The organism is Luteitalea pratensis, assembly GCF_001618865.1.
Classification (GTDB): Bacteria; Acidobacteriota; Vicinamibacteria; order Vicinamibacterales; family Vicinamibacteraceae; genus Luteitalea; species Luteitalea pratensis.
In genome coordinates, this window is the sequence record NZ_CP015136.1 from 3,227,849 (window position 1) to 3,254,102 (window position 26,254).

Here is a 26,254-nt window from a genome sequence, read left to right on the forward strand (position 1 = left end):
CGGACGTGGCCGCGCCTGCCTCATGACCGCCTCGCGCTCGGACATCCCGCGCGCCGTGGAGGCATTCCGGTCCGCGATCGCGCTCGATCCCGATTACGCAGCCGCCCACGCGGGGTTGGCCGTCGCTCATTGCGCGGAGGCTGAGCTGCGCCTGGCGGCACCGCAGGTCGCGTACCCGTCGGCTCGCGCCGCGGCCCTTCGCGCGCTCGCCATGGAAGCGTCCAACGCCGACGCGCAGGTCGCGTTGGGCACCGTCCTGTTCCTCAGCGACTGGAACTGGAACGGCGCGCGGCGGAGCCTCGAACGCGCGCTCGAGCTCAATGAGGGCGATCTCGACCGGCACATGGCGGAGTCGCTCACGCACGCACGAGCCGCGCGGGCGCCGCTGGACCTGCTCGAAGACCTGCGGCGCACGTACGACACTCGGGGCCGCGCTGGCATCGTCGAGTTCGCGCTGCGCGCCAATGCGAACGGCCCACCCATGCAGCTCGCGCTGCTCCATGGCGAAGCCGGCAACCTGGATGAGGCGTTTGCGCATCTCGACGCCGCGATCGCGAGCCGCGATCCGGCGCTCGTGCACGTCGCTGTCGCACCGCAATGGGATTGCCTGCGCGGCGATGCGCGTTTTCACGAGCGCCTCAGCGATGTGGGACTCGATGCCGCCGCGGATCGTTGTCGGCGTTACCTCCAGCAGCATGCCCAGGGCCCGTGAGCATCCGCCGGCGCGTGTGTAAGGAGTTCGCGTTCGAGAAAGTTCTACAAGTACCGCCCAATTCTCGTGCGCTGGATCGTGGGAAGGACGGGGACGTGCGAAGGATCGATATCCCAGATCGGAACGTACCCCAGAGAAATACCCGTGCTGTGCCCATCGACATTCGGTTCGTTTCCGCGCGAGTTGTCGTCGCGACCGACGACGCCTGTAGGGCCTTTGCGGCGGTAATCGGCAGGGTACCGGATGATGCTCCGCATGCCGATCGACGCGCCGCCCGCAGCAACGCTATGACCATCGGCTCCGGGATCTGGTCCAACGTACCGTGACTTGCGCATCGCCACGCAGCGCGGCGTCCCTCGATCGACGGCTCGTGGGTGGCTGGCCCTGGCGCCGACGGTGGTGGTCAGTGTCAATGTTGTCGGCGTTGGTGCATGGCTGCTGCGGACCCTCCCGTCCGTGGGTCGGCGGTTGGAGGCGGTGGCGTGTCGACCCCGCTCGCCGCATGATCGTGCGATGAAGTCGCGCGTGCATCCCACGTACAAGACGCACTATCGGGTGGGGAATTGGCGGGTGTACGAACGCGCCCTCGTCAGTCGGGGCGACGTGACGCTGTGGCTTTCCCCAGACGCCAGAGCGGCGTGGGCAGTTTCGCCGTGCGGTCGCCCAGGCGGGCAGCAGCGCTTTTCGGATCTGGCGATCGAGACCGCCATGACGCTCAGAGTCGTCTTCCGCTTGCCACTGTGTCAGACGGAGGGCTTCGTCCGATCGATCCTGACCGTGATGCGTGCCGGTCTCACTGCGCCGGACCACACGACGCTCTCACGACGAGGGCAGTTGCTGGAGGTCGCGCTGCACAACATCCCGGCCACGGGACCACTGCATCTGATCTGGTTGGGGCGACCGCTGGCGACGTCGCCAGCGTCACGGCGGACGCCGCCTACGACACCGTCGCCTTCTATGAGGCCGCGAGTGCGCGACACGCGCAGGTGGTCGTGCCGCCGACCCGGACGGCAAGGGTGTCGCGCCGCGGTCCACGCTCGGAGGCTCGCGATTGCACGATCAGCGACGTGGAAACGCTCGGGCGGCAGCAATGGGAGAAGGCCTCGGGCTACCACCGGCAGGCCCGCGTGGAGAACGCCTTCTTCCGCTACAAGTCCATAATTGGCGATAGTCTTCGCGCTCGGAGTCGAGGTGGTCGGGAGGCCGAGGCGGGCCTTGCCTGCCGCGTCCTCAACCGGATGACCGCGCTTGGCAGGCCCGAGTCGTCTGGGATCAGTCGGTGAAGCCGTGTTTGGGGGGCCGCGAGTCCCGTGTGAGCCATGCACCAACGCCCCTGCACGCCGTCAAGGGTGCGCGCACGTCATCCCGCCGCGAGGAATCCTGCGTTTCTGCATCTGTCACCGAACCGGTTCTACGCCTGGCGACGCCGGCAGCATCTGCGGCGACATGCGGTAGGATGACGTCGTCGCTTTCGCTTTTCTTAGACTGTTCGACGCCGTCGCTCGATGCCTTTGACTGCCGGTTCGCGGATCGGCCCGTATGAGGTGGTGGTTCCGGTGGGCGCCGGAGCGATGGGGGAGGTCTACCGCGCGCGCGATACCCGGCTTTCGCGCATGGTCGCCATCAAGATCTTGAAGGCGACCGACCCACTGGCGATCGCGCGTCTCGAGCGCGAAGCGCAGGCGCTCTCTCGGGTCGGTCATCCGCACATCTGTGCGCTATACGACATTGGACACGAGGACGGCTTCGCGTACCTCGTGATGGAGTACCTCGAGGGCGAAACGCTTGCGCGGCGGTTCGAAGCAGGGGCCATTCGGCTCGATCAGGCGCTCTCCATCGCGATCCAGATCTGTGAGGCTCTCGACGCCGCCCACACGGCTGGCGTCATCCACCGCGACCTCAAGCCCGGCAACGTGGTCCTGACGTCCGGCGGCGTCAAGCTGCTCGATTTCGGTCTGGCGAAGTTGCGCGAGGTCGGGGCGGACCCAAACGTGCCGGTCTCCACGCAAAGCGGACTTCGCACCGACGACGGTGCCGTGGTCGGAACCTATCCATACATGGCGCCAGAGCAGGTCGCGGGTGGCCACGTGGACGCGCGCGCGGATATTTTTGCGCTCGGCGTCGTGATGTACGAGATGGTGTCGGGAGCACGTCCATTCGTCGCGCCGACGCGCGCCGCACTGGCTGCGGCAATCCTCACCTGCGCTCCACCCAGCCTCTCGAGTCTCGGTTCCGGAGTGCCGCCTGCGCTCGATCGCGCAGTCGAACGGTCCCTGGCGAAGGATCCTGAAGCGCGCTGGCAGACGGCCCGTGACCTGGCGTCTGAGCTGCGATGGATCGCCGAGAATGGGCACGGTCGCGGTCGGGACACACCGGCGACTCCGCACCGGCTTCCGGCAGGGGACCGACGCCTCGCCTGGGCAGGCATCGGCAGCGTCGCTGGACTGCTTGTGGGCGCGATCGCAGTGTGGGGCCTGATCGCGAGCGGCGTCCTCGGCGGCAACGCTCCGAATCCGCAGTTCACGCAGCTGACGTTTCGCGCCGGGACGGTCACCTCTGCCCGATTCGCACCGGACGGAACCACGATCATCTACAGTGCCGCTTGGAACGGGCAGCCCTATCAGCTATTCATGTCGCGCCTGGGCAGCGCAGAGTCGCGCGCTCTTGGGATCGCGGATGCGAAGCTGCTCGGAGTGTCGGCTTCGGGCGAACTGGCATTCCTGCATGGCACCTACAGGTCGCTCAAGTTCTTCAGTCCCAGCGGCGGCACGTTGGCAAGTGTGTCGCTCGCGGGTGGGGGCCCTCGCGACGTACTTGATCAGGTCCTCGCCGCGGACTGGATACCCGGCACCGACAAACTCGTCGTGGCGCGAACCGATGGGCAGGTCGAGTTTCCGATAGGTACGAAGTTCTACAAGTCGCCATTCGGCGGAATCCGTGCGGTGCGCGTGGCACCGGATGGCGCACGAGTGGCGTTGATACAACCCGGACCGACGGGTGTCGAGGTCCTCGTCCTCGACCGCTCGCGACGGACGATCGCGTCGAGTAATTGGACCGATGTGGGAAACGTGGTGTGGTCGCCGGATGGACGTGAAGTCTGGATCAGCGCGACTCGACGTTTTGCCTCACCAGTGCTCTGGGCGATGTCGATGGCCGGGACGACGAGCGTCCTCACAACGATCGACCCGGAGATGCACGTCATTCAGGACGTCTTCCGCGACGGCCGCGTGCTCGTTGCGACGCACGCGCGTCGCGTTGGCTTCTGCTGTGTTGGACCGGGAGCGGGAGCTCCGCGCGAGCTGGGGTGGTTCGACATGTCCGCGCCGGAAGCGCTCTCCGCCGACGGCACGACCGTTGTCCTGGGGGACAGACCCGCGGGCGCTCCGGGCACGGCGTACCTGCGCAAGACCGACGGGAGCGATGCGATCCGCCTCGGAGAGGGCTTCCCGGAGGATCTGTCGCCTGACGGGAGCACGGTGCTCGTCGGTGTCAGGGCAGCCGAGCCACACTTTGCTCTCCTGCCCACCGGAGCTGGCTCATCCAGATCGCTGCCGCCGGGTCCATTGCAAGGGATCGGCGAGGCCAATTTCTTCCCCGACGGCAGACAGATCGCTTTCGGGGGGCGTGAGCGCGACCGCCGCTCTCGCATCTACGTCCAGCGGGTTGACGACGGATCTCTGCCGCGCCCCATATCACCGGAAGGGATTGCGACCGATGGGCTGGCGACACCCGATGGACGATCCGTCCTGGGCCGGTCGCCTGCCACCGGCCACGTTCTTTATCCGGTTGATGAAGGAAGTCCACGGCCCATGTCCTTTCTGTCCCGGATGGATGTCCCATTGCAATGGAGCCCGGATGGCCGATATCTGTACGTGCGCCACGACGGCTGGCCGCCGGAGATCCATCGCATCGATGCCGCGACTGGCATGCGAACCGAGTCGAAGACGGTGTTCCCGGCAGATCCTGTCGGGGTCGATAACATCGAGCGCATTCTGATCACTCCGGACGGAACGTCCCACTGCTTCGACTACGCACGCCTCTTGACGACCCTGTATGTCGTCGACCGGTTTAGATGATCGCTTCAACGGAATTCAATGCTGACGTGAGGGAACAGATGGACACCGTTCCGAAACTTTTCCGTGACTTCGACGAAGAACGAACGGCCATCCGTGAGCGTGCCGGAGGCCACCAACGTTTCGTTTCCACCGCGCTGGCCGCGAATGTCGTTGCGGATTGATTCGAGGAAGAAGGATGCGGAACCTACGGTGAGCGAGGGCAAGGCGGCCAACTCGCCGATCGTCAGCACGTCATCGGCGACCGCGCCCTGCAGCTCGGGCCATCGGACGAACCATACGGGAACAGCGCCCGTCCCACGAAAGAGTGAGCTGGCGGGATACGGATCGGCGAGGCTAACCCAGGTGGTCCGGCCCGCGATGTGGAGCTGGCACAGGGACGGGTTGCCCGAGAAGTCCAGGAAGTCCAGAAGGTTGAATTCTTCTGGAATGCACTCCGGCGATCGATAGAAGACGATGGCGGCCCACTCGTCGGTGTGTGGCTGGAACCCGCGATCCAGATCGGCATAGATGGGAGGTTCAATGTCGCCGGGGATGAGCACATGAATTTGCGCCCGAGCGGGAGCGGAGATTGCGAGAACGGTCAGCGTCGCTGCGGCCATGAGTAAGGTTCCTGTTCGCATGATGGTCTCCTCGCGCCCAATTCGCAGCCACTGAAAGCCTGTGCCTTCAGTAGCGCCATGGCGTAACGAGAGGGTATGTGGTGCACGGCCGCAAGTCGCAGGAGCGAGGTCGCAGTTCTTCAGGATTAGTTCAGGAGTTGGGGGCCGACCTGATGCGCGTTGCTTTCGATCAGTTCGTGCTCGACACGGGGACTCGGGAGCTCCGCCGCATCGGTCGGCCTGTGAATCTCACGCCGAAGGCCTTCGAGCTCCTCTCGATTCTGATCGCGAATCGACCACGAGTGGTCACAAAGACTGAGCTGCAGGAGCGTTTGTGGCCCGACAGATTCGTCGTCGACAAGAATCTGGCGAACCTCATCTCAGAGATACGGGACGCGCTCGGCGACGATCCGTCCAATCCGCGCTTCGTCCGGACCGCGCACCGAATCGGCTATGCCTTCCGGCACCGCGGCGGGACCGACGATCCTTTGAAAAGAGCGCCCGCCGCCGACCGCATCTATCGACTGATCGTCGATGGCCAATCCCTCACGTTGCAGGAGGGCGAGTATGTGGTTGGACGGGATCCGGACGCTGACGTGTACCTGGATTCACCAAGCGTGTCGCGGCGCCACGCCGTGATCAGCATTGCGGGACCGCGCGCGACGGTCGAGGACCTTGGCAGCAGGAACGGTACGTTCATCGGAGAGACACGGATCGACAAAGTCTCGAGCCTCGACCACGGAGATGCGATCCGAGTGGGCGCCGTCATGTTGATTTTCCACTCGGTGAGCGCGCCAGCGTCGACGAAGTCAGTCCGCTGATCTCCTGCCGGCGGTCAACTCAGCGATCGCGTAAAACGGCCAACAGCACGCGTGGGGCTCGCACCACCGCGGAAAGGTCTGCGTTGTCCACGGTCTCGCGATTCCATTTTCGAACGTCTCGTTCGAGAACACTTACCGTGCTGTGCGCCAGGACATTCCGCCCGCCGCAGCGCGAGTTGTCGCCAGGCTGCCGGGGACTCCGTGTGCCTTTGCCATCGGATAGCGATGATGACGGCATGACCACCTCAATCCGCCGGCAGCAGCGCTATGACCATCGACTACGGGAACTGGGTTCGGCGCACGGGCGAGCTCCGCCTTGCCACAGATCGCGGCGTCCCACCATCAACGGCGCGTGGGTGGCTCGGCGCTTCGGCTAATGCCGTCGTGAGTGTGCACGGACAGCAGCACTCCCGCGCGTGCCAGAGTCGGCGGAGATCTGGGCGCCGCGTTTCTATCCGTACGGCAGGCTTTTAGCGGCCGACTTCCTGCCATTGGTTCGACTTGGCCGACGCCAGCACCGCATCGCACACGCGGGTGGTTTCCAGGGCTTCGCGGAAGGTGGGGCTGGTCGACTTGTTGCCCGCCAGGTTGGCGAGGAAATCGGCAACGTGGTGGACGAACGAATGCTCGTACCCGATCTGCAATCCGGGCACCCACCAGTTCTTCATGTACGGCTGATCGCCATCCGTGATGTGGATGGACTTCCAGCCGCGCAGCTTGCTCTCGTCGCGATGATCGAACCAGTCCAGGCGATGCAGGTCGTGCAGATCCCATTTGATGGAAGCATGCTCGCCGTTGATCTCGAAGGTGTACAGGGCCTTGTGCCCGCGCGCGTAACGCGTGGACTCGAAGAGGCCGAGCGAACCGTTCTGGAAGCGGGCCAGGAAGGCGCAGGCGTCATCGATATTGACCTTCTCGACTTTGCCGGTCACGGTGTGCCTGCGTTCCTTGATGAAGGTCTCGGTCATGCCCGAAACGCCGTTCAGGGAGCCGTTGAGCCAGATGGCGGTATCAATGCAATGCGCCAACAGGTCGCCGGTCACGCCGGAACCCGCCGCCGCCGCGTCCAGGCGCCAGAGGCCCGCGCCGCCCTGAGGCAGATCGGCCGAGATGGTCCAATCCTGCAGGAAGTTGGCGCGGTAATGGAAAATGCGGCCGAGACGGCCTTCGTCGATGAGCTGCTTGGCCATGGTGACCGCCGGGATGCGGCGGTAGTTGTACCAGACGGTGTTGAGCACCTTGGCGCCTTCGACGGCCGCGACCATCTTCTCACCTTGGGCGGTGTCAAGGGCGAGCGGCTTCTCGCACATGATCATCTTGCCGGCCTGGGCGGCCGCGATGGCGATCTCCATGTGGCTGTCGTTGGGCGTGCAGATGTCGATGACGTCGATATCCTTGCGCTCGACGAGCTTGGGCCAATCGGTCTCGATGGATTCGTAGCCCCACGTGTCTGCGAAGGCGCGGGTGTTGGCCTCGCTGCGGCCGCAGATGGCCTTGAGGACGGGCTGATGTTCGTTCTCGAAGAAGTTCGAGACCTTGCGGAACGCATTGCTATGGGTGCGGCCCATGAAGCCGTACCCGACCATGCCTACGTTGAGGTTCTTCTTGAACATGTGCTTTACCTCAGTTCCAGCCGTGCTTTTCCCGGACCGCATTCATCGCGCCCAGGATCTTGTTCCAGGTCTCCGGCTGTTCCATCGCCGAGTTGGGGAACATGCAGCCGTCCCAGCACATGTGCTTGATGTCGATGTGCTGCTTGTTGTTGTCGCGCAGCCAGAAACCCGCATGGTAGGGGATGTCCAGCTTGCCGTTCTTATCATCCACGGGGCAGTGGCGCCCGGTCTTGTCGTGGGAACCGGAACCGAACGCGGTCGCGTCGTTCTGCGCCACGTGGAAATCCTTGACCCAGGGGCGCAGTTTGTCGGTGAGGGCCTTGTAGCCCTTGTCGAACGCGTCCTTCTCCCAGTTGAATCCCTTGGGTACCAGCGCGTCCTCTTCGGCGTTGTAGCCGAGCATGAACAGCAGGGTATGCGCCATGTCCGCCTGGATGCCGACAGTCTGGGGATGGCCCACGCCTTCGAGCAGCTCCAGCAGCGACTTCCAGCCATGCATGCCGCCCCAGCAGATCTCGCCTTCGATGGCGAGCTTCTCGCCGAAGCTCTCGGCGATGCGGGCCGCTTCCTTGATGGTCGCGATGTTGCGCTTCTGGTTCTCGATCGGATCCTTGGCGAAGTTGGCAGGGCTGTTGGCGGTATCAATGCGAATGATCCCGTACTTGCGGATGCCGATATCGTTCAGCTTCTTGCCAATGGCGCAGGACTTGGTGAGCGCGGACAGGTAGTTCTTGCGATCCTCTTCGGTGCCGAAGGCGCCACCGCCGCCCCAGATGGGCGCGACCAGCGAACCGATCACGAGGCCTTTGGAACCGACCTTCTCGGCCAGCTTCTTGAGATCGTCGTCGGTGCTGTCCAAGTCGGTGTGCGGGAGGGAGAGAAACAGATCGATGCCGTCGAACGTGACGCCGTCCACGGAGGCGTTGGCCGTCAGCTCGATCATGCGATCCTGGGAAATGACCGGGTCCGCGCCGGGCTCTGTGCCGCCCTTTCCGACCATTCCCGGCCAGGCCGCGTTGTGTAGTTTTGGAAATGCATTTGCCATGATGACCTCCACGCTGTTCATGGGTGCGAATCTCGGGTAGCACGACTGTTTGCCCGTGGCAAAGGAACCGAGCTGCCTGCACGGACATTGTGGAGTCTGACGCGCGAGTTCTCGTCATCCTGTCGACCAAGGCGACCGCGGGAAGCAACCGTGCTGTGCGCCAGGACATTCGGCACGCCGCCGCGAGAGTTGTCGCCAGGCTGCCAGAGGTCGCGTGTACCTTGGGCATTGAGCGGGCGGCGATGATCAGGTATGCCCACCCCCTTCCGCCGACAGCAGCGCTATGACCATCGACTCCGGGAACTCGTCCGACGCACGGGCCAGCTCCGCATCGCCACGAATCGCGCTGTCCCGCGATCGACGGCGCGTGCGTGGCTCTGCGCTTCGCCGCATCAGGTGGTGGGTCTACGGGGAACAGACCTCACGGACTCAGAACTTCGCCAGGAGATCCTGACGCTGCAGCGACGTGTCGAGAAGCTGGCGGCCCTGCTCCGGCTCGCGCTTCTCGTGCGACCACGCGGCGAGCGATGGCTCACCGGCGAGCGTCTGCCGGACGGACCTGCCAAGGCGCGGATGCCGCGCGGCCGATCGCGCCCGCACGTGCATGCCGCTGCGAGGGAGCCTGCGGTTCCTGCAACTGTCGCCGAGCCGGTTTCACGCCTGGCGCCGCCGGCAGCGCGCGTGTGTGCTCGATGATCAGGCATCATGTCCCCGTTCCTCACCGCAGCGACTCACGCGGCGAGATCGAGGCGATGGTGACCTCGGCGGCCTACCGTCACGTGCCGACGCGGACGCGTGCGGTCCTCGCGCAGCGACTCGGCACCGTCTGCGCCTCGCCCTCGACGTGGTATCGGCTCGTGCGGAGGCACGGATGGCGACGCCCGCGGCTGCGCGTGCATCCGAGGAAGCCGAAGATGGGTGTGCGGACGACACGCCCCGACGAGATGTGGCACATCGACGCCACGGTGATCCGTCTCCTCGACGGCACCCGCGCCTACGTGCACGCCGTCATCGACAACTTCTCGCGACGGATTTCTGGCGTGGCATGTGGCCGGTGCGTTCGCCCCAGGCAACAGCGTCGCGTCCTCCTCGCGGCGTCGCAGCGCGTCACCGTCTCACAAGGGGTCCCAGTAGTGTTGGCCGACGCCGGTGTAGAGAACGTCAACGCCCAGATCGCCGCACTGCTGGCCACGGGCGTGCTGCGGCGTCTGCTCGCCATGACGGAGCTGAAGGTCTCCAACTCGATGATCGAAGCCTGGTGGAGCAGGCCCGGCCTCCGACGCCGTCCTGCACCCGCCCGAACCTTCGATGGCGAGAACTCGCGCGCGAGATGGTTGAATGTCCTTGGAAACAGCAGGGTCAACGGCGAGGACACCCTAACGGCGCTCGCTCCACCTTCGCGAAGGTGTCCACGAGATCAAACCGCCGAAATGTCATCTGGACGCGTTGGTGATCGCGAGACCGAGGAGGCTCGGGCCTCGCCACCTCACGAACGACGCCCGCGCGAGTTGGGCCTGCTCACGCGCCCGTTCGAGGAGTTGCTGGACGTCTCCTCTGGGGCGAATCGGGTCGAGCCATCGATCGCGCTCGAATGCGTGGTGGCACCAGAAGCCGCCCTCGACGACGCGCTGCAGTTCGCGCGCGGCACGGTCGCCCTCGCCAAGACGCGCGAACGTGCGGGCCAGGTAGTACAGGGCCTCGGCATCAATCTGCAACGCCGAGGCGCTTTCCAGAGCGGCGAGGCTTTTGTCGCGATCGTTCTCGAGCAGCGCGCGCAGGGAGGCCAGATAGGGGCGAATGCGGCTTTCGGTGGTCTCGCCTTCGCGCCGGCGCAGCGCTGCCACTGCCTCTCGTTCGCGGCCGAGCGAGGCCAGCGCGAGGCCCTGCATGTAGCCGATGTCGCCATAGGTCTCGGCGAGCGCCCGCCTGTACTCCCCTTTCATCCACCAGGTGTGGTGAATGCTCGTGGGCACGGTCGGATCCAGCGAGCGAGTGCGAGCGTGGGCAGCCACCGACTCGTCGAGCAGGCCGCAAAACCGCAGCGCGGGCACAAGCCCAGCGTACAGGTCGGGATCGTTCGGCCGGATTACCAACCGTTCGAGGAGCAGCCGCATGGCGTCGTCGGCGCGGCCGACATCGATCAGGAGCTCTGCATGGAAGCTGTGGCCGACCGCCAGATCCGGATTCAGCGCCAGCGCTCGCTCGAACGCCTCCCGGGCACTGGCTAGGCAGGCCTTGGACTCGTCGGCAGACGCGGAGAACTTCCCGATCAGGCGTTCGCACCGCGCGAGGCGTGCCCAGGCTGGGGCGTACAGCGGGTCGGCGTCGAGACACGCACGGTAGAGGTCGCGTGCCTCGTGCCAATGGCTGACCTCGTAGGCCAGCTGGTTCGCACGGAGATAAAACGCGTACCCGCCGGCACTGTTCGGCACATCACGCCGGAGCTGCGCTCCGACATGCGTTGCCACGACGCTGCCTGGTAGCGTGAGCGCGACGTGGGCCGCCACTGCGTCCTGCAGCTCGAACATCTCCTGCAACGTAGCGACGCGCGCGTCCGACCACATCACGGTTCCGGCCGGTATCGCCAGCAGCTGCAGTCGGACAGCAATGCGACCCTCGACACACGCCAGCGTGCCGGTCAGGGCAAACTGCGCGGCCATCGCGTCGGCAAGTGTCACGAGGTCGGCGTCGGCCCCGCCATGCCGCTGGACGGCCAGCGGCGCCCGCACGGCAATAGTGTGCCGATCGGCCAGTGACGCGGCAATTGCGTCTGGCAGGCTGAATGCGAGGAAGTCGGCGTCGGGATGGCTTCGCAGGATTCTGAGTGGCATGACGACAATCGCATCGCACCCGGGAATCGGCGACGTTGCCCTAGTGACTTCCATCGGGTGCTCCCGCACCGCGAGGAGATCGCGGTGCATGTCGCGGGTCGTGTCGTACCGTCTGGATGGCTCCTTCTCCATGCACCGCTGGATGGCTATGCAAAGCGTCGGCGGCATCTGCGGACACACGCGGCCGAGCGCGTCAGGCTGATCGTTGATCACGGCCGCGGCAGTTTCGATGAGCGAGCGGCGCGCGAAGGCGGGGCGTCCGGTCGCCAGTTCGTACAGCAACGCACCGAAGGAGAACTGATCGGATCGGAAGTCGACCTGCTCGGCGCGTGCCTGTTCTGGCGACATGTATTGCGGGGTGCCCATGATGAGGCCCTGCCTGGTCCGCCACTGCACTGCGTCATCGTGATCGTGCTGGCCGGCCAACTTGGCGAGTCCGAAATCGAGCACCTTCACGTAGCCATCGGGCCGGATCATGACGTTCTCCGGCTTGATGTCGCGATGCAGCACACCGCTAAGGTGCGCGGCCATCAGCGCGGACGAGATCTGCACCGCCACGTCGATCAGGTCGCGCATCGGCAGCGCGCCGGCGCCCATTAGGCGCTGACGCAGAGTCAGCCCCTCGACGTATTCGGTGACGATGAACGGGCGGCCGTCGTGGTCGCCGATGTCGTGCACGACGAGGATGTGAGGGTGGTTCAGCGATGAAAGCGCGAGGGCTTCGACGCGGAATCGTCGCAGTCGTTCCGTGTCGTGTGCAAGGTTGATCGCCAGCAACTTCAATGCGACCGGCCGGTTCAACTTTGCGTCGTGGGCCTTGTAGACCTCGCCCATGCCACCCCTGCCGAGGAGCTCCTCGATCCGATAGATCGAGACGATCTGCCCGACGAGGGCGTCGGGCGGCACATCGATCATCGTGAGCGCCGGCGGCACGACGGATGTCGGGGCGCGGTCGTGCGCGGCAAGCAATCGCTCCACCTGCTGACACACCTCCGCATCGTGCGCGCAGGCGTCGGCCACGTACGTACTCCGAGCCGCACCTTCGAGCTCCATTGCCCTCTGGAGCACCGCCTTTACGCGCGTCCTGTCCTCGGGGTGAGCGTCCATGACCCGCGACGAACCTTTCTAGCCGGTCAGTGCCTTGTGAAGCCAGCTTTCGCAAATGGCCCAAACGCGCTTGACAGTCCTGGGCGAAATGTCTAGAACGTCCGCAGTTTCCTCGACGGCTATGCCGCCGAAGAAGCGCAGCCCTACGACGCGGGCCTGCTGCTCGTCCAGCCGCACGAGTTGCTCCGGCGCGACGTCCATGGCCACGATGTCCACCGTGTCTTGCGAAACGACAACGTCATCGTGAAGCGATGTCACCGGGACGCCACCTCCGCACTGGTCTCGCATGTACGCACGGGCGTGGTCGACCAGAAGCCGGCGCATCATGGTCGCCGCCATCGCGACGAAGTGGCCGCGTTCGCGGACCTGCATCCGATCGACAGCCGCGAGTCCCGGTACGCCTCATGGACCAGCGCCGCCGTCTGCAGCGTGTGGCCGGCACGCTCGCTGCGCATGTAGTGATGGGCTAGCCGTCGGAACTCGCCGTAGCGCGCCAAGACCACCGCATCGATCGCGCGCTCCATCGCTGATACTACTGGGACATCATCCTGCGCATCACGCTATGAAGAGTCGACGTGCCTCGTGACGGGCCGCCGGTTCTGCCAAGACAGGCAGACGTCGAGAACGCCTGTCGCTCATGGTGTCGCCCAGCCTCGACCACCTCGTGCTCGGCGATGCGGTCGGCGTGTGTTGTCGGTCGGTGCGGGGCGATGATACCGCAGAGTGGCCGATTCGGGGCCAGAGGGGGCGCGTATCTCGTGAGTGACCTCTGGAGGAACATCATGACCATAGCCATTTCGACGCCCGGTATCCACCACCTCGCACTGCGGTCAACGAATCTCCTGCGGTCGCGACGCTTCTACGGCGACACCCTGGGCTTTCCTGTTGTGCACGAGAGCACGACGTTGTTCCTGTTCCTGGCCGGCAGCACGGCAGTCGCGGTTCGCGGCCCGGAAGAGGGGACGCCCGCCAACGACGTGTTTAACCCCTTCCGCGCAGGGCTTGATCACGTCGCGCTGGGATGCACCGACGAGAAGGAACTCGAGCGCGTGGCGAAAGCGCTTGCCGACGCTGCCGTCGAGAACACGGGAGTGAGGCTGGACCCGCTTTTCGACCGGCGATATGTCGCCTTCAAGGATCCGGACCGGATCGCGTGGGAGCTGTACATGGCGCCGAACCCGCGCCTGGCCGCCGTCGATGCCTATTTCGAGGGATTGCGGCGCGGAAACGTCGACCAGGTGCCCTTCTCGCCCTCGGTTCGGTTCCAAGGGCCGCTCGGACCGCGAATCGACGGTGCAGAAGACGTGCGACAGTTCCTCCGGGGGGTCTTCCCCATCATCAAGGACGTTCGCATCCAGCAGATGATGAGCGAGGGCGAATGCGTCGCTACGCGGTTTGAGCTCGACACCGTCCACGGCACCATCCCCGCGTTCGACTGGTTCCGCGTGGTGGATGGCCTGATCGTCGAGGCGCGCCCTTACTATGACCCGCGGCCGATTACGTCGGCAATGGAGGCGGCAGCACTTGAGCTTAACGATAGCTAATGCGTTGTCGCGTCGCTGCAACGCCAGGCACCTCGAGTCGTCAGGCAGAGCTGGACGTCCATGGACCGCCATGGACGCCTGTGGACTGCTGTGGACGATTGGTGGAGGCGGCGGGAGTCGAACGACAATAGTCTAAGCAACTGGCATTCATCGACTTATGTATTGTTGCTGCTGAGATCCGTACCCCCAGATGTCCCCCCACACTGGGATTGATACTTTTTGTCAGCGCGCACTCGCCGGCAATGCCTTGAGGCGCAAGGACGTCCACGTCAATCGCTGGCACCTTGGCTGAGCTGCGGGCCAGCCAGGCGCGCTCCCCATGTCGACACTTGATTCCACTCGCGGCTGATCCCGCGACACGCCTGCGGCAGAACCATGTCTGGGATCGGCGGCATTCTCGAGGTGGTCGCCGCTCGCATCCTCGCGGACGAGAATTCACGCGCGAAGTTCGAAGCGTCCTCGGACAGCCCTGCTGTATCTGACGGTGCGGGCTTGTGCGATCAGGCCAATGGCCTCGCCACGGCGAATGTGGTTCGATCAGACTGCCGAATAGAGTGGCGACGATCCGCCAATGTTTTGCCAACACGGCTCGGAGTACCTTGCGCGACATGTACAAACGACGACATGCTGCACTGTTCATGTTCCTTGCCCTCTTCGTGAGCGGTATCGCGGACGCGCGTCAGGCGAGGTCCGACGCTGAGGAGCGCGCTCTTTCATCGATCGTCGAGCGTTGGACGGCAGCCCGCAATGCCAATGATGCCGAGGCGATGCGGCCACTATTCGCCGAAGCGGTCGACCGTGTCAGCCTGCCGGACGGCATGGTGCAGTCCACCACGCGCGACGAGCTGCTCAAGTTCTTCGCAGACGGCTTCAAGGGCAGTGCAAAGGGCACATATGCGAAGACAATGAAGGTCCGACCGATCCTCTTCTCCGATGCCACCGGCATAGTCGACCACACCTACACCATGTACAACCCGGATGGATCGGAGATCGGCGTCGGCCACTCGACGTTCGTTGCGCTGAAGGTCGGCGCCGAATGGAAGGTCGTTGCGGTGCGCTTTGTGTCGGCGTGGGGCACACGACGCTAGACTAGCGTCGTGCGGCCGAAATCTTAGCGGTTGTCTTGTGCCGATCGCGCCCGCGCGACCTTCGCGAGGATGCCCTTCGCCGACGCGGTCCAGATGAAAGCTTGAGCTGGTCATTGTGCTGACCGACGTAGTCGCCGATGGCCATGATCAGTTCCTCGACATCGCGAAATACGCCACGCCGCAAACGTCGCTGCGTGAGGTCGCGGAAGAAGCGTTCGACCATGTTGAGCCAGGAGCTGCTGGCCGGCGTGAAGTACACGTGGAATCGCGGCGTTGTTGGGCGTTGGTGCATGGTGTGGACCGTCCCTGAGGGAGGCGGCTGTCGAGCGTTGGGGTGGTGGGCGGCCCACGCCGCATGATCTGGTGATGAAGTCGCGGGTGCATCCCACGTACAAGACGCACTATCGGGTCGGCAATTGGCGGGTGTACGAGCGCGCCCTCGTCAGTCGGGGCGACGTGACCCTGGCTCGATGCGGCAGCCGCAGCAGGTCGCCCCATACCTGAACCGAAAGGCCGGCGCCTGCTGTACGCCTAGGCAGCCACCGGAACTGGGCGCGTCAAGAGTCCGCTTCGCCGCTGCGCGCCCTTGACCCGCCCCGGCGCGCTCTCGGGGATCGCAATTACCGGAGCGACGGGGTACAGGACGACTTTTGTGTCGGCTAACGCCTGCGACAACCGGCGCCTACGGAACGTGGAAGATGAAAGACCCGCTGATTTGCGCGTCCGGTCCATCGCATTGCAAGGTCGCGCCCGCGTTAAATATTGATCGTGAGTTCCATTCGTGTCGCTCGAACGTCTACCTCTATTTCGCTCCCGACCACCGGCGGCTGCGCGTGATACCACTGCACACCAATCCGCGCCGCCTCGCCCAGCTTCGGCAGTATCAAGCTCGCCATGAGGGGGTGCATGTCGTACACGGTATAAAGCTGTGTGCCCGTCACATCGCCCCATCTGAGCCCGAGGAGTCGCAGCCGGCCCTCGAGCTCCTCTAACACGAAGGCCGTCTTCTGGCGCAGCCCTTCGAGGGACGTATCTCCAGCGGCCACGACCTCTGGCCGGGAGGCGAGGTTGCGCACCTCGGCCACCGCGGCCACCACGAAGGTCGGTGACGGCTTCGGCTCGGTACGTGACAGCGGCACGGTGTAGGAGAAGGCGTAGATCTGATGCTCGCCCATGCCCGCCATCGCCACGTTGGTGCGTGTCATGGGCACGCTGTGGCCGACTAGGAGCCCGGCCATGCGCATACGCTCAATGTAAGCGCTGTTGAACGCGGCGAACTCGGCGCGAGTGGTCTGGTGCCCAGATCGGAGTTCTAGCCCGCACAAGGCGTGCAGGGGCCGTCCCACCTCCGGCAGGTATTTCTCGATAGCGGTCAACCCTTCAGAGAGCGGGCGAGGGCGGCGCAAGGTGGCTCGCACTATTTCAAAACCGTCGGAGGGGAGCGCCGCGAGGCTAAGGAACGGTACCCCGGGCAAGAACCTGTAGCCGCCGCGCGTATTAGGAATCAATCTATCGCTCTGGGCCAGGACAGCAAGGGCCGGCGCGGGGGCAAATGCCGGAGCACTCATGGCAAATGCCCCAGACCCGATCAACCACTCTCGACGTGATGACTTCATAGTGTTCCTAGTTCCTAACGTGCTCGGGCAGCAGACTAGCGGGTTTGCTCGACTTCGCGTACGAAGCGAGCGCGGTGACGGTACAGATGGAGTGCTGGCAGCGCGCCTGCCAATGCGATCAGCGTGAGACCAGTCGGCATGATCCCATTCGCGTGAAACACCACGCGTCGACGCAGTCCCCGTTCCCGGGGGCTCATCGGGCAGGCTGCCCGACGCCCGAGGTCTGCATGTAGTGCAGCACCACGTTGACGAGCGCCTTGACTCCGGTCTTCAGGTATTGCTCGTCCACCGCAAACAACGGCGAGTGGTTTGGCGCACCCGCTCGGTCGGCGTACGGTGACGCGTTCAGAAACCAGTAGAAGCCCGGCGCCGCGGCAGCAAAGGCGGCGAAATCATCCGCGGCAAGCCCCGGTGGCATCTCCAGGACCCGGCCCGCACCGGCCGCACGCTCGAGCGCGGGGAGCATGCGCAAGGTCAAGTCGGGGTTGTTGTAGAGGACCGCTGTGGTGCGGTTGATCTTCACGTCCGCAGTGAGGCCAGACGCTTCAGACACCTTTTGCGCCATGCGCGTCACAGCCTCGTGCACTTGCGTGCGCGTCACTTCATTGAGCGTCCGGATGGTGCCTGAAAACGTGGCCTCTTCGGGAATGATGTTGATGCGGTTGCCGGCGTTGATCTGCCCGACCGAGATCACCGCCACGCCTTCGGACAAGTTGGCCTGTCGGCTGACGATGGACTGCAAGTTGGTGATGATCTGCGCCGCAGTGACGATGGGGTCCTTGGTCAACCAGGGGCTGTGACCCGCGCCGCCGACGCCCTTCACCGTAATGTAGAAGAACGCGGAGATACCGTTGTCTGACGTGCCCCGATAAACGATGCTCCTCTTAGGCCTCGGCAATCGCAGACACCGCGATCTTCATGCCCTTCACCGGGATCGGGAGAACCGAACCCTCGCGAGCGGGCTTCTGTCATCGTTCACGAAAAACAGCCGCTGCCCCGACCAGCCGCTCGGACGCGGCGACCACTCGTCCTCGGACACGCGCGGCCTGGGCGCTGGCTGCGCTCGCGCTTCGTCTCCCTACGCGCCACCCACTCCGACAACAATGGATTGATCGTCGGGAGCTCGCCTTACGCGATCTGCGAGATCGTGGACAACCCAGACGGCGAGGGATTGCGGCGGATCACCGCGGACCGCGAGCGGAGGCCCAGGCGTGTACGCCGCCTCGATCTTGCCGGGGATCGCGCCCAAGAGACTGCTGAGCGGCGATGGGCGGGTGTACGAACGCGCCCTTGTCAGTCGGGGCGACGTGACGCTGTGGCTGTCGCCTGAGGCCAGGGCTGCCTGGATCGTTCCGCCATCCGGTCGACCGGGCGGGCAGCAGCGGTTCTCGGATCTGGCGATGGAGACCGCCCTGACGCTCCGGGTAGGTTGCCACCGACCGTTAGCGAGGTCCACTGCTCGCAGTACGAAGCCGCGTCGTCGATTGACTCGCCGGTCGCCATCATGCAGCAACCGCTGCCAGCGGTGCTCAGTTCTTGGCCACGCGCGCTTTCAACTCTTCAACCCAGCTCAGAACAACCACGAGACTGCCCCGGGTCGCGTTGTCAGGCAGGCTACGGTCCGCCCCAGGCGCGTCCTTTATGAACAAGAACCGCTGGCGGTCGGGCCACACATCGTAGCTGCGTCCCTGACTGGCGGAGAAGTATTGCTTCGTGGAGAACAGCTCCGCCGATGACACCACGCCGGGCTCGGGTGATGTGCGAATGGTCACACTGGTCAGCATTCCCGAAGCAGCGATGTAAAAGAGCTCGCGTCCGTTCTGTGCCCACACCGGTTGCGTGCCCAGTGACACGAGCCGGCGCTTGCTGCCCACATCTGGAAACGGGCTGATGTAGATCTCCCTGCGGCCGGCCCCGTCCGACTGCTGGTAGGCGAGCCATCGTCCGTCAGGTGAGAGGTCCGCCGGGCCCTCGGTGAACGCTGTGGTGAGCAGCGGCCTAGTCTCTTTCTTTCCGTCGAGCGTCAGCACGCTCACGTCGTTGTTTCCCGGGTATGAAGAGTCCGACACGTGGGTGTTGGATTTTCGCCGGCGTTCCCGCCGCGCCGCATGACCTGTGCGCCGACTTCGGAGGCGATCGATTGATCCGAGGCGACCATGCCTCCACGCGCGCGCTGGGGCATGCCGACCTGGGCCGTCACAGGCGCCATGAGACCGACCAGACTCACAACGATCAGGTTAGGAAGGACCAGCAGCCAACCGGGCGGGATCAAGCGCATGTCAGAGCTCCATCGAAACAGACAGGGCCGGGGACTGGTGGTCTTCCAGCCGCGCAGCGCTTCACCAACGACGCAGCCTGCCCTGACGGTCGGCGTCGAGCACGGCGCGCGCGACGGTCCGTCCGAGGGCCAGCCCAATGTCGTTGTCGAACCGATAGTGGACGCCGGCATACAGGCGCGACTCCGCGCCTTCGGCCGCCATCCTCGACGCTTCGGCCGCGTCCTCCGGCAACAGCGCGCCGATGGCCGTCTCGGCCGCGCCGGCGCCACATGCGTGGCCGGACGGATACGACGGGTGGTTCGGCAACCCCATGCCTTCTGGAAACGACGCCGCCGGATTTCGCTGGGACGGACGCATGAACCAGTAGTGGTACTTCGCCTCCCAGCAGGCCAGTGACGCGTCGATCAACGCGATATTCAAGATCGCCAGGATGCGTGACGCATCGCCGCTGCTGACACGACGCCGGTCGATCGCGTCCGTTGTGAAGGCATTCCAGCGCACGAAGCCCGGCGTGACCCACTTCCGCGCAACGTCGGCCTGCTCCGGCGTCCGCTGGCGGCCAATCGCCACGACTTCGTCGAGCGCGTCGCGGAACTGCGCCGACTCGTACGCCGGTGGGGGAGGGGGCCGGAACTGATCGATTCGCATCATCACCCAGGGTCGGGCCTTCGGCCAGGCGGCTCCAATGGGCTCGACGCCCGGCGCACTCTGCCACATGCCGGGTTCGGTCGGCGTCGTGCCGTGCCACTCGGCGTCGAGGCCATCACTCGCGATCCACGCCAGCAGCCTCGCTGCCGCCTCTCGTCCAATTCGTTGTCCGACATCGATGGCGCCAGTGGCTTCGTGCCGCGTGCACGCCTCCACGTCGGCGGCGAGCGCCGCATCGATGGCGCGTCTCGCGTCAGCGTCTGGCATCAGGGCCGCCAGGACCCCTGCCGAGGCCGTCGCGACGGCTGTGTCGAGTGAGGCGCCCGGGGCGGCGCCCACCGCCATTGTGGCTTCGTACTGCGACGCGCTCAGCGTCACGTACAGACGCATCGTCATGGCCATCCGTGCGGACACGGACGCGGTCGCGCGCCGCCGGGTGTCGTACTCGCCGCTCAGCCGTGCCGCCAGCCGGTTCCAGCGGACGGAGGTCGTACTCTCGGCGCCGACGCCAGATTCCGGTTGCTGAGCGCCAACCGCTCCCACCGGCTGCGTCGTCTGTGCCGGTGTGGGCCCCATGGTCGCAAGCATGACCGCCATCGCCAGAGTAGCTGCCCGGGAGCGTGGGGAGCGGCACGTGTGTCCGCGCGTGCCTCCGGTGTGTGTGCGCAGAACGAGCCGTGTGTGCAGTTGCACGAGCGCCTCCTCGAGGCGTTCGCTCAATCGCGTCGGTCCGCCTCATAAACGGATCACGTGCAATCTGCCGTCAAACAGGGCCACGAACTGGCCCGGCCGCGCGCGTCTGTCACTCCAGGGGAATGCGAAACAGGTTACGGTGCGACACCAGCTTGGCGTACACGTACGTGTCGAGGTCGGCTCCGAAACTGACAGCGCCTCGAATGACGCGGACGCCCGGCGTTGCGGCGACCTCCGCTTCTTCGACGAGCCGACCCTGCCGAAAGAGCGGCGGCAACAACTCGCCCGCGGGGATGGGGACCAGATACGTCGAACGGTGCTCGGCGTCGGAGAAACCTGAGAAGATGACACTCAGGTACCGCCCGTCCCCGACCCACTTCACGAAGCACGCGCCGCAGAGCGGCGCTCTCGACGTCACGCTGCCTCCACGCGGATACAGGACGATCGGAGCGCGAACCTTACCGACCGCGGTGTCATCGGTCACCACGAGCCACCGGCCGTCTGGAGACACCGCGACGAGCGAGACGACAGGCTTGGAGAGTGCCTTGCGTGCGGGTGTGCCCTCCCGCCGACCGACGAACACGTACGTGTTGGCGCCTTCGTATGCGAGAAACAAGACGCCGTCGTCAGTGACAGCGAGGCTCTTCCCGACGTCATCGGCCATCTGTCGAGGTGCAGAGCGTCCGTCCAGGGCCGCCCGCCAGAGCGTCGCCTTCAGCGTGTCGCCGACCGTCACGAAGTACACCTCGTTCGAATCGGCATCGACCGCGTACCTCAGGATCGCATCCGACAACGCCAGCCGCCGCCGCACGCCGTTGTCCGCGTTCACCGCCCATAACTCGCCGCGCGTCGCCTGAGATGCGCCAGGGCGCTGGTTCGCGAGGTAGTAGACCGTTCGTCCATCGCGTGAGAACGTCGGAAGGAAACTGTGCCCCTGCTCGGACAGCGGACGTTCGCCACGTCGGTCCTTCATCCAGATGGTGCTGGTGCCAGTCCCGACCGACGTAATCAGCGAGCGGCCGTCCGGCGCCATCGCGATGCCCTCCTCTTCGGCGGGGCCGGCCGTAATTTGTTCCGGCGTGCCATCGGGAAACGCCTGCCGCCAGAGATGGAAGGCGCCGCCCGCATTGGCGCTGAGGTACATCCACCGGCCGTCGGGCGACCAGGCCGCCGACGTGCAGCTGGCGCGCGGGGGGCCGACAGCGCGTCCCCGGGAACGGCCGTCGAAGGGGACCAGGCGGCAGGGCAGCCAGACCGATGCCTCCATCTCCGCCACGAGGACCCAGCGCCGGTCGGGCGACAGGTACGCGCGATGCGCCATGCCCGTTCGCGGCGGGAGGTACACGCTGCGCGGTGAGCGACGCTGGTCGTCGCTGGTCACGATCGACATGTGAATGCCTCTTCCTATCTCCGAGAAGAGCAGCGCGTCCCGTGAGATCCAGCTCAGGCCCGAGGCGTTCAGAACGAACGGTCCCGCCGTGCCGCCGGAGAGCGGAACCCGCCACGTGTCCCACCCCCACGCGGCATCGATGCGGGTGTACGCAATCTCCTGCGTATCCGGAGAGAAGACGGGCGACATCTTCATCCGATTGTCATCGGTCAGCGCGCGCGGTTCCCCATCCGGAAGGCGCATGACGTACACCTGCCCCAGAGTCGAAAACGTCCGGGGCCCACGGAGGAACGTCAACAACTGACCGTCGGCGGACAGCGCGGGTTCCGTGGCGGAGTCCGAGAAGTTGGTGACCTGCACCCACTCGGGTGCGAGCGACGGGGACCTGCGCTCGCGTGAGGTCACCAGGGAGGCCGCGGCGACAACGGCCAGACCGAGCAGTGCGGCGGTGGCGTAGAACGGCCGCCGTGCGCGTGCGGCCGAAACTCGGTCCAAGTCGTTGAGGAGTTCACCAGCGGTTTGATGCCGGTCTGCCGGGGTGTGCGCCAGGGCTTTGCGCAGCACGCGGCGGACCGCACGCGGCAAACCGCGAGCCTGCGTCCGCGAGGCGACGGGATCCGCCAGGCAATCCTGCGGCGGTCCGAGAGCGCGTTCGACGGACGGCGCTTTGCCGGTGACCATCTCGAGCAGGACGAGGCCCACCGAAAAGAGGTCGCTCCTCGCATCCAAACCCAGCCCGCGCGCCTGCTCCGGCGACATGTAACCGGGCGTACCCGCGATCGACCCTGGCCTGGTCAGCGGGTCGATCGGCGTCGCCGGTCCAGCGTCGTCCAACGCGTCGTCAGACGGTGCCGCGCTGGTTGTTGCCAGGCCAAAGTCGAGAATCTTGGCCTGACCCGTGGACGTCACGAAGATATTCGCGGGCTTGATATCCCGATGGACAATGCCCGCCGCGTGAGCGGCTTGCAGTCCGCGCACGATCTGTCGACCCAGATCGAGGACGCGATTGACGGTCAGCGGTCCCCGGGCAATCAATGCGTCGAGCGTCTGCCCATCCAGCAATTCCATGACGAGATACGGCTCGCCGTGATACGCACCGATGTCGTAGACCGTGCAGATGTTCGGATGATTCAACGCCGACGCGGCGCGCGCCTCACGCATGAAGCGATGAATGCGCGAGGGTTCCAGCGCCACCGGCGAGAGCAGCTTGAGCGCGACCAGCCGATTCAGCCGCGTATCGGCCGCCTTGTACACCTGACCCATGCCGCCCGCGCCGAGAAGGTCTAGAACGCGGTACGGCCCGACGCCGTCGCCCGCCTTCAGGCTGACCGCGGATTGCCCTGACGAACCGGCTGTTCGAGGCACATTCTGGCGGACGCTATCAGCGCTCTCGGGCAAGTCGACGCCGCTATTTCGCGCCCGTTCGACCAACACCTCGCGCAACAGACGACTGCGTTCCTGTCCCAGCCACTCGGCAACGTCGAGCTCCGAATTCAGCAACCCGGGCCCGCAGGCGTCACGAGCGAGCAGCGACTCGACTTCGATCCGCACCTCGGGGTCATTCGCGCACGCCTCATCGAGAAAATCCGCGCGCGCGCCCGGCGCGTACTCAGCGGCCTCGTGGAAGAGACTCTTCACCCGCTGCCATCGAGCCGGGCTCATGTCGCCCCCTCGGTTTCGAGCGCGCGCTGCAGCCATGCCTTGGCCATGCGCCAGTCACGCTTGACCGTCCGAGGAGAGATGCCGAGGGCATCTGCGGTCTCCTCGACCGTCAGCCCGCCGAAGAAGCGCAACTCAACGATGTGACTCTGCTGCGGATCAACCTGCTCCAGTGCCTCCAACGCCCGGTCCATCGCTACAAGCGCGATGTCTCTGGGCGGCGAGGCGGCCATCTCTGGATGGAGTGCCACTCTGATCGCACCACCCCCACGCTTGTCCGCGGAACGTCGCCGTGCATGCGCCACCAGGATGCGACGGATGAGGTGGGAGGCGATCGCGAAGAAATGCGTGCGGCTCTGCCATCGCACGTACCGCTGATCCACCAGCTGCAGGTAGGCGTCGTGGACGATCGCGGTGGTTTGGAGCGTATGCCCCGGCCGTTCGTGGCGTAGGTGATGGTGCGCGAGACGACGCAGGTCGTCATAGACCGCGTCGAGCAGCTCGTCTCGCGCGTGCTGGTCACCCTCTCCCCACGCCACGAGCAAACGGGTGATGTGTGAGGACATGACAAGAAGCCAAGCCGCTTGTTTGTAGCAGGTCGATTCTAACGCCATCCCGCCGGATAGCGGCCGGATCGAGTTCCGGGCGAAGACCGACCTCCTCACACTCGCCAATGACAGTGGCCGTCTGCAGCCCGCCTGCCGGTCCCCGGCTCGCCATGGACGCGCCGAGCGGTGAATGGGCATATTGGGCGGCCAACGCAGTCGCCCCGGTAAAAGCTGATCGGCAGCGTTGGTCCGACGGTATCGTGGCCCCCTTTGGCGTCGATTTGCACGTTAGAGACGTGAGAGGGCGATCGCGAAACCGCGCTCGAGAGCCGCAAGGCCGCTGAGGTCAGACAGGCCCCATCCCGAGGAGAGGTGCAATGAGCAACAACGTGGTGTGCCGGATTGCCTTTGGAGTCCTCGTCGGCTCGATGATCCCGGGAACTGCGCACGCGCAGGTGGCCCCGAGGTGGGAGGTCGCGGCTGCGCCATCGGGCGCCCATGACGAGTTCCGCACATTCGAGGTATGCCCAGGCTGCCTCACCGGGACCGGTGGCATCAACGACCGTGGCTTCATTGGTGCAGCGCTCATCGCCGCCGACGGGTCCGCGCTGCAAGGCTACGTCTACGACTCGAACGCAGATATTGCAATCGCGATACCGGGCTCGCTCGCGGCGACGGTCCCATCGACGAACGGCAGAACGCCGGGTTGGGGGTTCGGGCCAGGCGGGCTTGTGCCGGTGATCGGAGAGCGCGATGGGAGCGCGACCGTACTCGCCGGTTTCCCGGGCGCCGCTATCACCGCGATTCTGCAGTTCAATCGGGACGGTGCCAGCGTCGGCTGGTCGAGCCAGGATTTCGTCGTTTTGTACTCCTTCGTCCGGTCCGCGGATGGCGTGTACATTAAGCTGGAGTATCCCGGCCCAGTGGGCCACCTCACATTCGGGACAGTCCTCCTGGGCTGGAACCAGGCGGGGACGATGATCGGCTATCTGAGCGATCCGACCTTGACGGAATTTGCGGGGCTGATCCGACATCCCGACGGCACCTGGGAGGTGTGGAACGTACCCGGATCGACTTCGACCATCGTGTTTGCCATCACCGAGTCAGGAACACTCGCCGGCACTTACAAGGACGCGTCCGGATGGCACGGGTTCGTGTGGACCCGCGGCGTGCTGCAGACCGTCGACGCTCCGGGAGCCACGCACACCGCCATCAGCGGCATCAACAATCAGGGTGACCTCGTGGGAAATACGTTTACCGGCGAATCGCCGGTGCTGTCGCTGCCGACGACTGCCTTCGTTGCGACTCGGCAGGGCGGGCGCTGAAGTGGCCCCCCGACGCTCCGTGAGGAGGAGCATGCGACGAACTCTCGCCAGTTGTCTGTGCGGCGTTGTCTTCACAGCTCACACGCGAGCCGCTCATGATGATCGCCCGGCCATCATGGGTCAGCTTGCTGTCGCCCAACAGACCATTACGGTGTTCGGTCAGCAGGTCGCGTACTACGAAGCAGGGCAAGCAGGGCAAGGTCGAGCAGTCGTGCTCCTGTCGAATTTGGGTTGGGACTCTCACGCCTGGTCGCAGGACATGCTGGCTCTGGCGGCTCACTATCGCCTCCTGGCCATCGATATATTGGGAACCGGCAGATCATCCAAGCCCCTGCTCGACTACAAGATGGACACGTGGACCGATGCCATCGTCGAGTTGCTTCGTCTCAAGGGCATTCAAAAGGCGACCATCGTTGGGGCGGTGATGGGCGGTGCTCTTGCGGTGCAGTTCACGCTCGATCATCCGGAGATGTCGGAAGGATTCGTTTGCGCCGCGTCCAAGAGTGGGCCGGGCGAGCGCGCAGGTGGCATCGCAGTGCTGTCCTGGACGAGCCTCGCTGGCACGAAGCGCGGCCTGATGGCTGCCTTCTACAACAAATCGTTGATCATGGATGACGTCGTGCGTGCGCGATTCGCGTAACCATCAGGATGGTCGCCGCA

The 26,254-nt window shown here is 65.2% G+C and carries 21 protein-coding genes and 3 pseudogenes; 10 read left to right on the plus strand and 14 right to left on the minus strand.

From position 1 onward, the window contains the following. The first annotated feature begins 22 nt into the window (after positions 1-22). The 4 genes and pseudogenes from LuPra_RS13260 to LuPra_RS13270 all read left to right on the plus strand — a co-directional run bounded on the left by LuPra_RS13260 (position 23) and on the right by LuPra_RS13270 (position 4,788). Positions 23-712: a hypothetical protein gene (locus LuPra_RS13260; RefSeq protein WP_110171193.1), complete on the plus strand. Its 690-nt coding sequence runs from the start codon at positions 23-25 to the stop codon at positions 710-712. Between the two features lie 513 nt (positions 713-1,225). Further along, positions 1,226-1,588: pseudogene (locus LuPra_RS34470) on the plus strand (transposase); the annotation flags it as partial. A gap of 11 nt (positions 1,589-1,599) precedes the next feature. After that, the gene (locus LuPra_RS34475; RefSeq protein ID WP_418001415.1) at positions 1,600-1,995 is read left to right on the plus strand and encodes a transposase; all 396 of its coding nucleotides are present in this window, start codon (positions 1,600-1,602) and stop codon (positions 1,993-1,995) included. Between the two features lie 222 nt (positions 1,996-2,217). Further along, on the plus strand, positions 2,218-4,788 hold the full coding sequence (locus LuPra_RS13270) for a serine/threonine-protein kinase (RefSeq protein ID WP_110171195.1): 2,571 nt from the start codon (positions 2,218-2,220) through the stop codon (positions 4,786-4,788). A gap of 5 nt (positions 4,789-4,793) precedes the next feature. Here the strand turns inward: LuPra_RS13270 and LuPra_RS13275 are convergent, their stop codons facing one another. After that, on the minus strand, positions 4,794-5,387 hold the full coding sequence (locus LuPra_RS13275; RefSeq protein WP_110171196.1) for a hypothetical protein: 594 nt from the start codon (positions 5,385-5,387) through the stop codon (positions 4,794-4,796). A 101-nt stretch (positions 5,388-5,488) separates the two neighbouring features. Here LuPra_RS13275 and LuPra_RS13280 point away from each other — a divergent pair, with 101 nt between their 5' ends. Further along, complete coding sequence (locus tag LuPra_RS13280) at positions 5,489-6,208, plus strand: FHA domain-containing protein (RefSeq protein ID WP_157899120.1); 720 nt, start codon at positions 5,489-5,491, stop codon at positions 6,206-6,208. A gap of 470 nt (positions 6,209-6,678) precedes the next feature. Here the strand turns inward: LuPra_RS13280 and LuPra_RS13285 are convergent, their stop codons facing one another. The 6 genes from LuPra_RS13285 to LuPra_RS34480 all read right to left on the minus strand — a co-directional run bounded on the left by LuPra_RS13285 (position 6,679) and on the right by LuPra_RS34480 (position 13,328). After that, the gene (locus tag LuPra_RS13285) at positions 6,679-7,821 is read right to left on the minus strand and encodes a Gfo/Idh/MocA family protein (protein WP_110171198.1); all 1,143 of its coding nucleotides are present in this window, start codon (positions 7,819-7,821) and stop codon (positions 6,679-6,681) included. A 10-nt stretch (positions 7,822-7,831) separates the two neighbouring features. Further along, entirely contained in the window at positions 7,832-8,887 is a 1,056-nt protein-coding gene (locus LuPra_RS13290) for a TIM barrel protein (RefSeq protein WP_237050911.1), read from the minus strand. Positions 8,888-9,295: 408 nt separating this feature from the next. Then, complete coding sequence (locus tag LuPra_RS31865) at positions 9,296-9,472, minus strand: hypothetical protein (protein ID WP_157899121.1); 177 nt, start codon at positions 9,470-9,472, stop codon at positions 9,296-9,298. An 827-nt stretch (positions 9,473-10,299) separates the two neighbouring features. Continuing rightward, on the minus strand, positions 10,300-12,717 hold the full coding sequence (locus LuPra_RS13300) for a serine/threonine-protein kinase (RefSeq protein WP_157899122.1): 2,418 nt from the start codon (positions 12,715-12,717) through the stop codon (positions 10,300-10,302). 105 nt (positions 12,718-12,822) lie between these two features. After that, positions 12,823-13,176 (minus strand): ECF-type sigma factor, encoded by a 354-nt coding sequence (locus LuPra_RS13305; protein ID WP_110171200.1) that lies wholly within the window; start codon positions 13,174-13,176, stop codon positions 12,823-12,825. Beyond that, positions 13,128-13,328, minus strand: a complete 201-nt coding sequence (locus LuPra_RS34480; RefSeq protein ID WP_110171201.1) for an ECF-type sigma factor — start codon at positions 13,326-13,328, stop codon at positions 13,128-13,130. Before LuPra_RS34480 ends, LuPra_RS13305 begins: the two co-directional genes overlap by 49 nt. Positions 13,329-13,586: 258 nt before the next feature. Between LuPra_RS34480 and LuPra_RS31870 the strand changes: the two genes are divergently transcribed. Continuing rightward, entirely contained in the window at positions 13,587-14,348 is a 762-nt protein-coding gene (locus tag LuPra_RS31870) for a VOC family protein (protein ID WP_157899124.1), read from the plus strand. A 554-nt stretch (positions 14,349-14,902) separates the two neighbouring features. Continuing rightward, positions 14,903-15,436: a YybH family protein gene (locus tag LuPra_RS13320; RefSeq protein WP_157899125.1), complete on the plus strand. Its 534-nt coding sequence runs from the start codon at positions 14,903-14,905 to the stop codon at positions 15,434-15,436. 23 nt (positions 15,437-15,459) lie between these two features. Here the strand turns inward: LuPra_RS13320 and LuPra_RS13325 are convergent. The 3 genes and pseudogenes from LuPra_RS13325 to LuPra_RS13335 form a co-directional block, all read right to left on the minus strand. Further along, positions 15,460-15,707, minus strand: a pseudogene (locus LuPra_RS13325) (IS630-like element ISCARN69 family transposase); the annotation flags it as partial. A gap of 484 nt (positions 15,708-16,191) precedes the next feature. After that, positions 16,192-17,052: a 2-amino-5-chloromuconate deaminase CnbZ gene (gene cnbZ, locus LuPra_RS34770; RefSeq protein ID WP_470368380.1), complete on the minus strand. Its 861-nt coding sequence runs from the start codon at positions 17,050-17,052 to the stop codon at positions 16,192-16,194. 193 nt (positions 17,053-17,245) lie between these two features. Then, positions 17,246-17,950, minus strand: coding sequence for a M20 metallopeptidase family protein (locus LuPra_RS13335; RefSeq protein WP_335340784.1), 705 nt, complete (start codon positions 17,948-17,950; stop codon positions 17,246-17,248). Positions 17,951-18,278: 328 nt separating this feature from the next. Between LuPra_RS13335 and LuPra_RS34485 the strand changes: the two are divergent. Then, positions 18,279-18,473: pseudogene (locus LuPra_RS34485) on the plus strand (IS5/IS1182 family transposase); the annotation flags it as partial. Positions 18,474-18,581: 108 nt separating this feature from the next. On the opposite strand, the gene LuPra_RS33230 reads toward LuPra_RS34485, so the two are convergent. The 4 genes from LuPra_RS33230 to LuPra_RS13355 form a co-directional block, all read right to left on the minus strand. After that, the gene (locus LuPra_RS33230) at positions 18,582-19,088 is read right to left on the minus strand and encodes a TolB family protein (protein WP_234800998.1); all 507 of its coding nucleotides are present in this window, start codon (positions 19,086-19,088) and stop codon (positions 18,582-18,584) included. 303 nt (positions 19,089-19,391) lie between these two features. Further along, positions 19,392-20,567, minus strand: a complete 1,176-nt coding sequence (locus LuPra_RS13345; RefSeq protein ID WP_162271379.1) for a vanadium-dependent haloperoxidase — start codon at positions 20,565-20,567, stop codon at positions 19,392-19,394. A gap of 214 nt (positions 20,568-20,781) precedes the next feature. Beyond that, entirely contained in the window at positions 20,782-23,724 is a 2,943-nt protein-coding gene (locus LuPra_RS13350; RefSeq protein ID WP_162271380.1) for a protein kinase domain-containing protein, read from the minus strand. Then, a complete protein-coding gene (locus tag LuPra_RS13355) occupies positions 23,721-24,287 on the minus strand; it encodes a sigma-70 family RNA polymerase sigma factor (protein WP_110171209.1) in 567 nt (188 codons plus the stop codon). The genes LuPra_RS13350 and LuPra_RS13355 overlap by 4 nt, the downstream gene beginning before the upstream one ends. A 359-nt stretch (positions 24,288-24,646) precedes the next feature. Here LuPra_RS13355 and LuPra_RS13360 point away from each other — a divergent pair, with 359 nt between their 5' ends. Next, positions 24,647-25,594 (plus strand): hypothetical protein, encoded by a 948-nt coding sequence (locus LuPra_RS13360; protein WP_110171210.1) that lies wholly within the window; start codon positions 24,647-24,649, stop codon positions 25,592-25,594. A gap of 115 nt (positions 25,595-25,709) precedes the next feature. Then, positions 25,710-26,234: an alpha/beta fold hydrolase gene (locus tag LuPra_RS13365; protein WP_157899129.1), complete on the plus strand. Its 525-nt coding sequence runs from the start codon at positions 25,710-25,712 to the stop codon at positions 26,232-26,234. Positions 26,235-26,254 lie beyond the last annotated feature (20 nt).

Coding starts and splice junctions, on each gene's coding strand:
- LuPra_RS31865 (WP_157899121.1), bottom strand. CDS start 9,472: ATGCACGTGCGGGCGCGATCGGCCGCGCGGCATCCGCGCCTTGGCAGG.
- LuPra_RS13290 (WP_237050911.1), bottom strand. CDS start 8,887: ATGAACAGCGTGGAGGTCATCATGGCAAATGCATTTCCAAAACTACAC.
- LuPra_RS13275 (WP_110171196.1), bottom strand. CDS start 5,387: ATGGCCGCAGCGACGCTGACCGTTCTCGCAATCTCCGCTCCCGCTCGG.
- LuPra_RS13355 (WP_110171209.1), bottom strand. CDS start 24,287: ATGTCCTCACACATCACCCGTTTGCTCGTGGCGTGGGGAGAGGGTGAC.
- LuPra_RS13350 (WP_162271380.1), bottom strand. CDS start 23,724: ATGAGCCCGGCTCGATGGCAGCGGGTGAAGAGTCTCTTCCACGAGGCC.
- LuPra_RS13260 (WP_110171193.1), top strand. CDS start 23: ATGACCGCCTCGCGCTCGGACATCCCGCGCGCCGTGGAGGCATTCCGG.
- LuPra_RS13365 (WP_157899129.1), top strand. CDS start 25,710: ATGGGTCAGCTTGCTGTCGCCCAACAGACCATTACGGTGTTCGGTCAG.
- LuPra_RS31870 (WP_157899124.1), top strand. CDS start 13,587: ATGACCATAGCCATTTCGACGCCCGGTATCCACCACCTCGCACTGCGG.
- LuPra_RS13270 (WP_110171195.1), top strand. CDS start 2,218: ATGCCTTTGACTGCCGGTTCGCGGATCGGCCCGTATGAGGTGGTGGTT.
- LuPra_RS13360 (WP_110171210.1), top strand. CDS start 24,647: ATGAGCAACAACGTGGTGTGCCGGATTGCCTTTGGAGTCCTCGTCGGC.
- LuPra_RS34480 (WP_110171201.1), bottom strand. CDS start 13,328: ATGGAGCGCGCGATCGATGCGGTGGTCTTGGCGCGCTACGGCGAGTTC.
- LuPra_RS13305 (WP_110171200.1), bottom strand. CDS start 13,176: ATGCAGGTCCGCGAACGCGGCCACTTCGTCGCGATGGCGGCGACCATG.
- LuPra_RS13285 (WP_110171198.1), bottom strand. CDS start 7,821: ATGTTCAAGAAGAACCTCAACGTAGGCATGGTCGGGTACGGCTTCATG.
- cnbZ (WP_470368380.1), bottom strand. CDS start 17,052: ATGAAGTCATCACGTCGAGAGTGGTTGATCGGGTCTGGGGCATTTGCC.
- LuPra_RS13345 (WP_162271379.1), bottom strand. CDS start 20,567: ATGCTTGCGACCATGGGGCCCACACCGGCACAGACGACGCAGCCGGTG.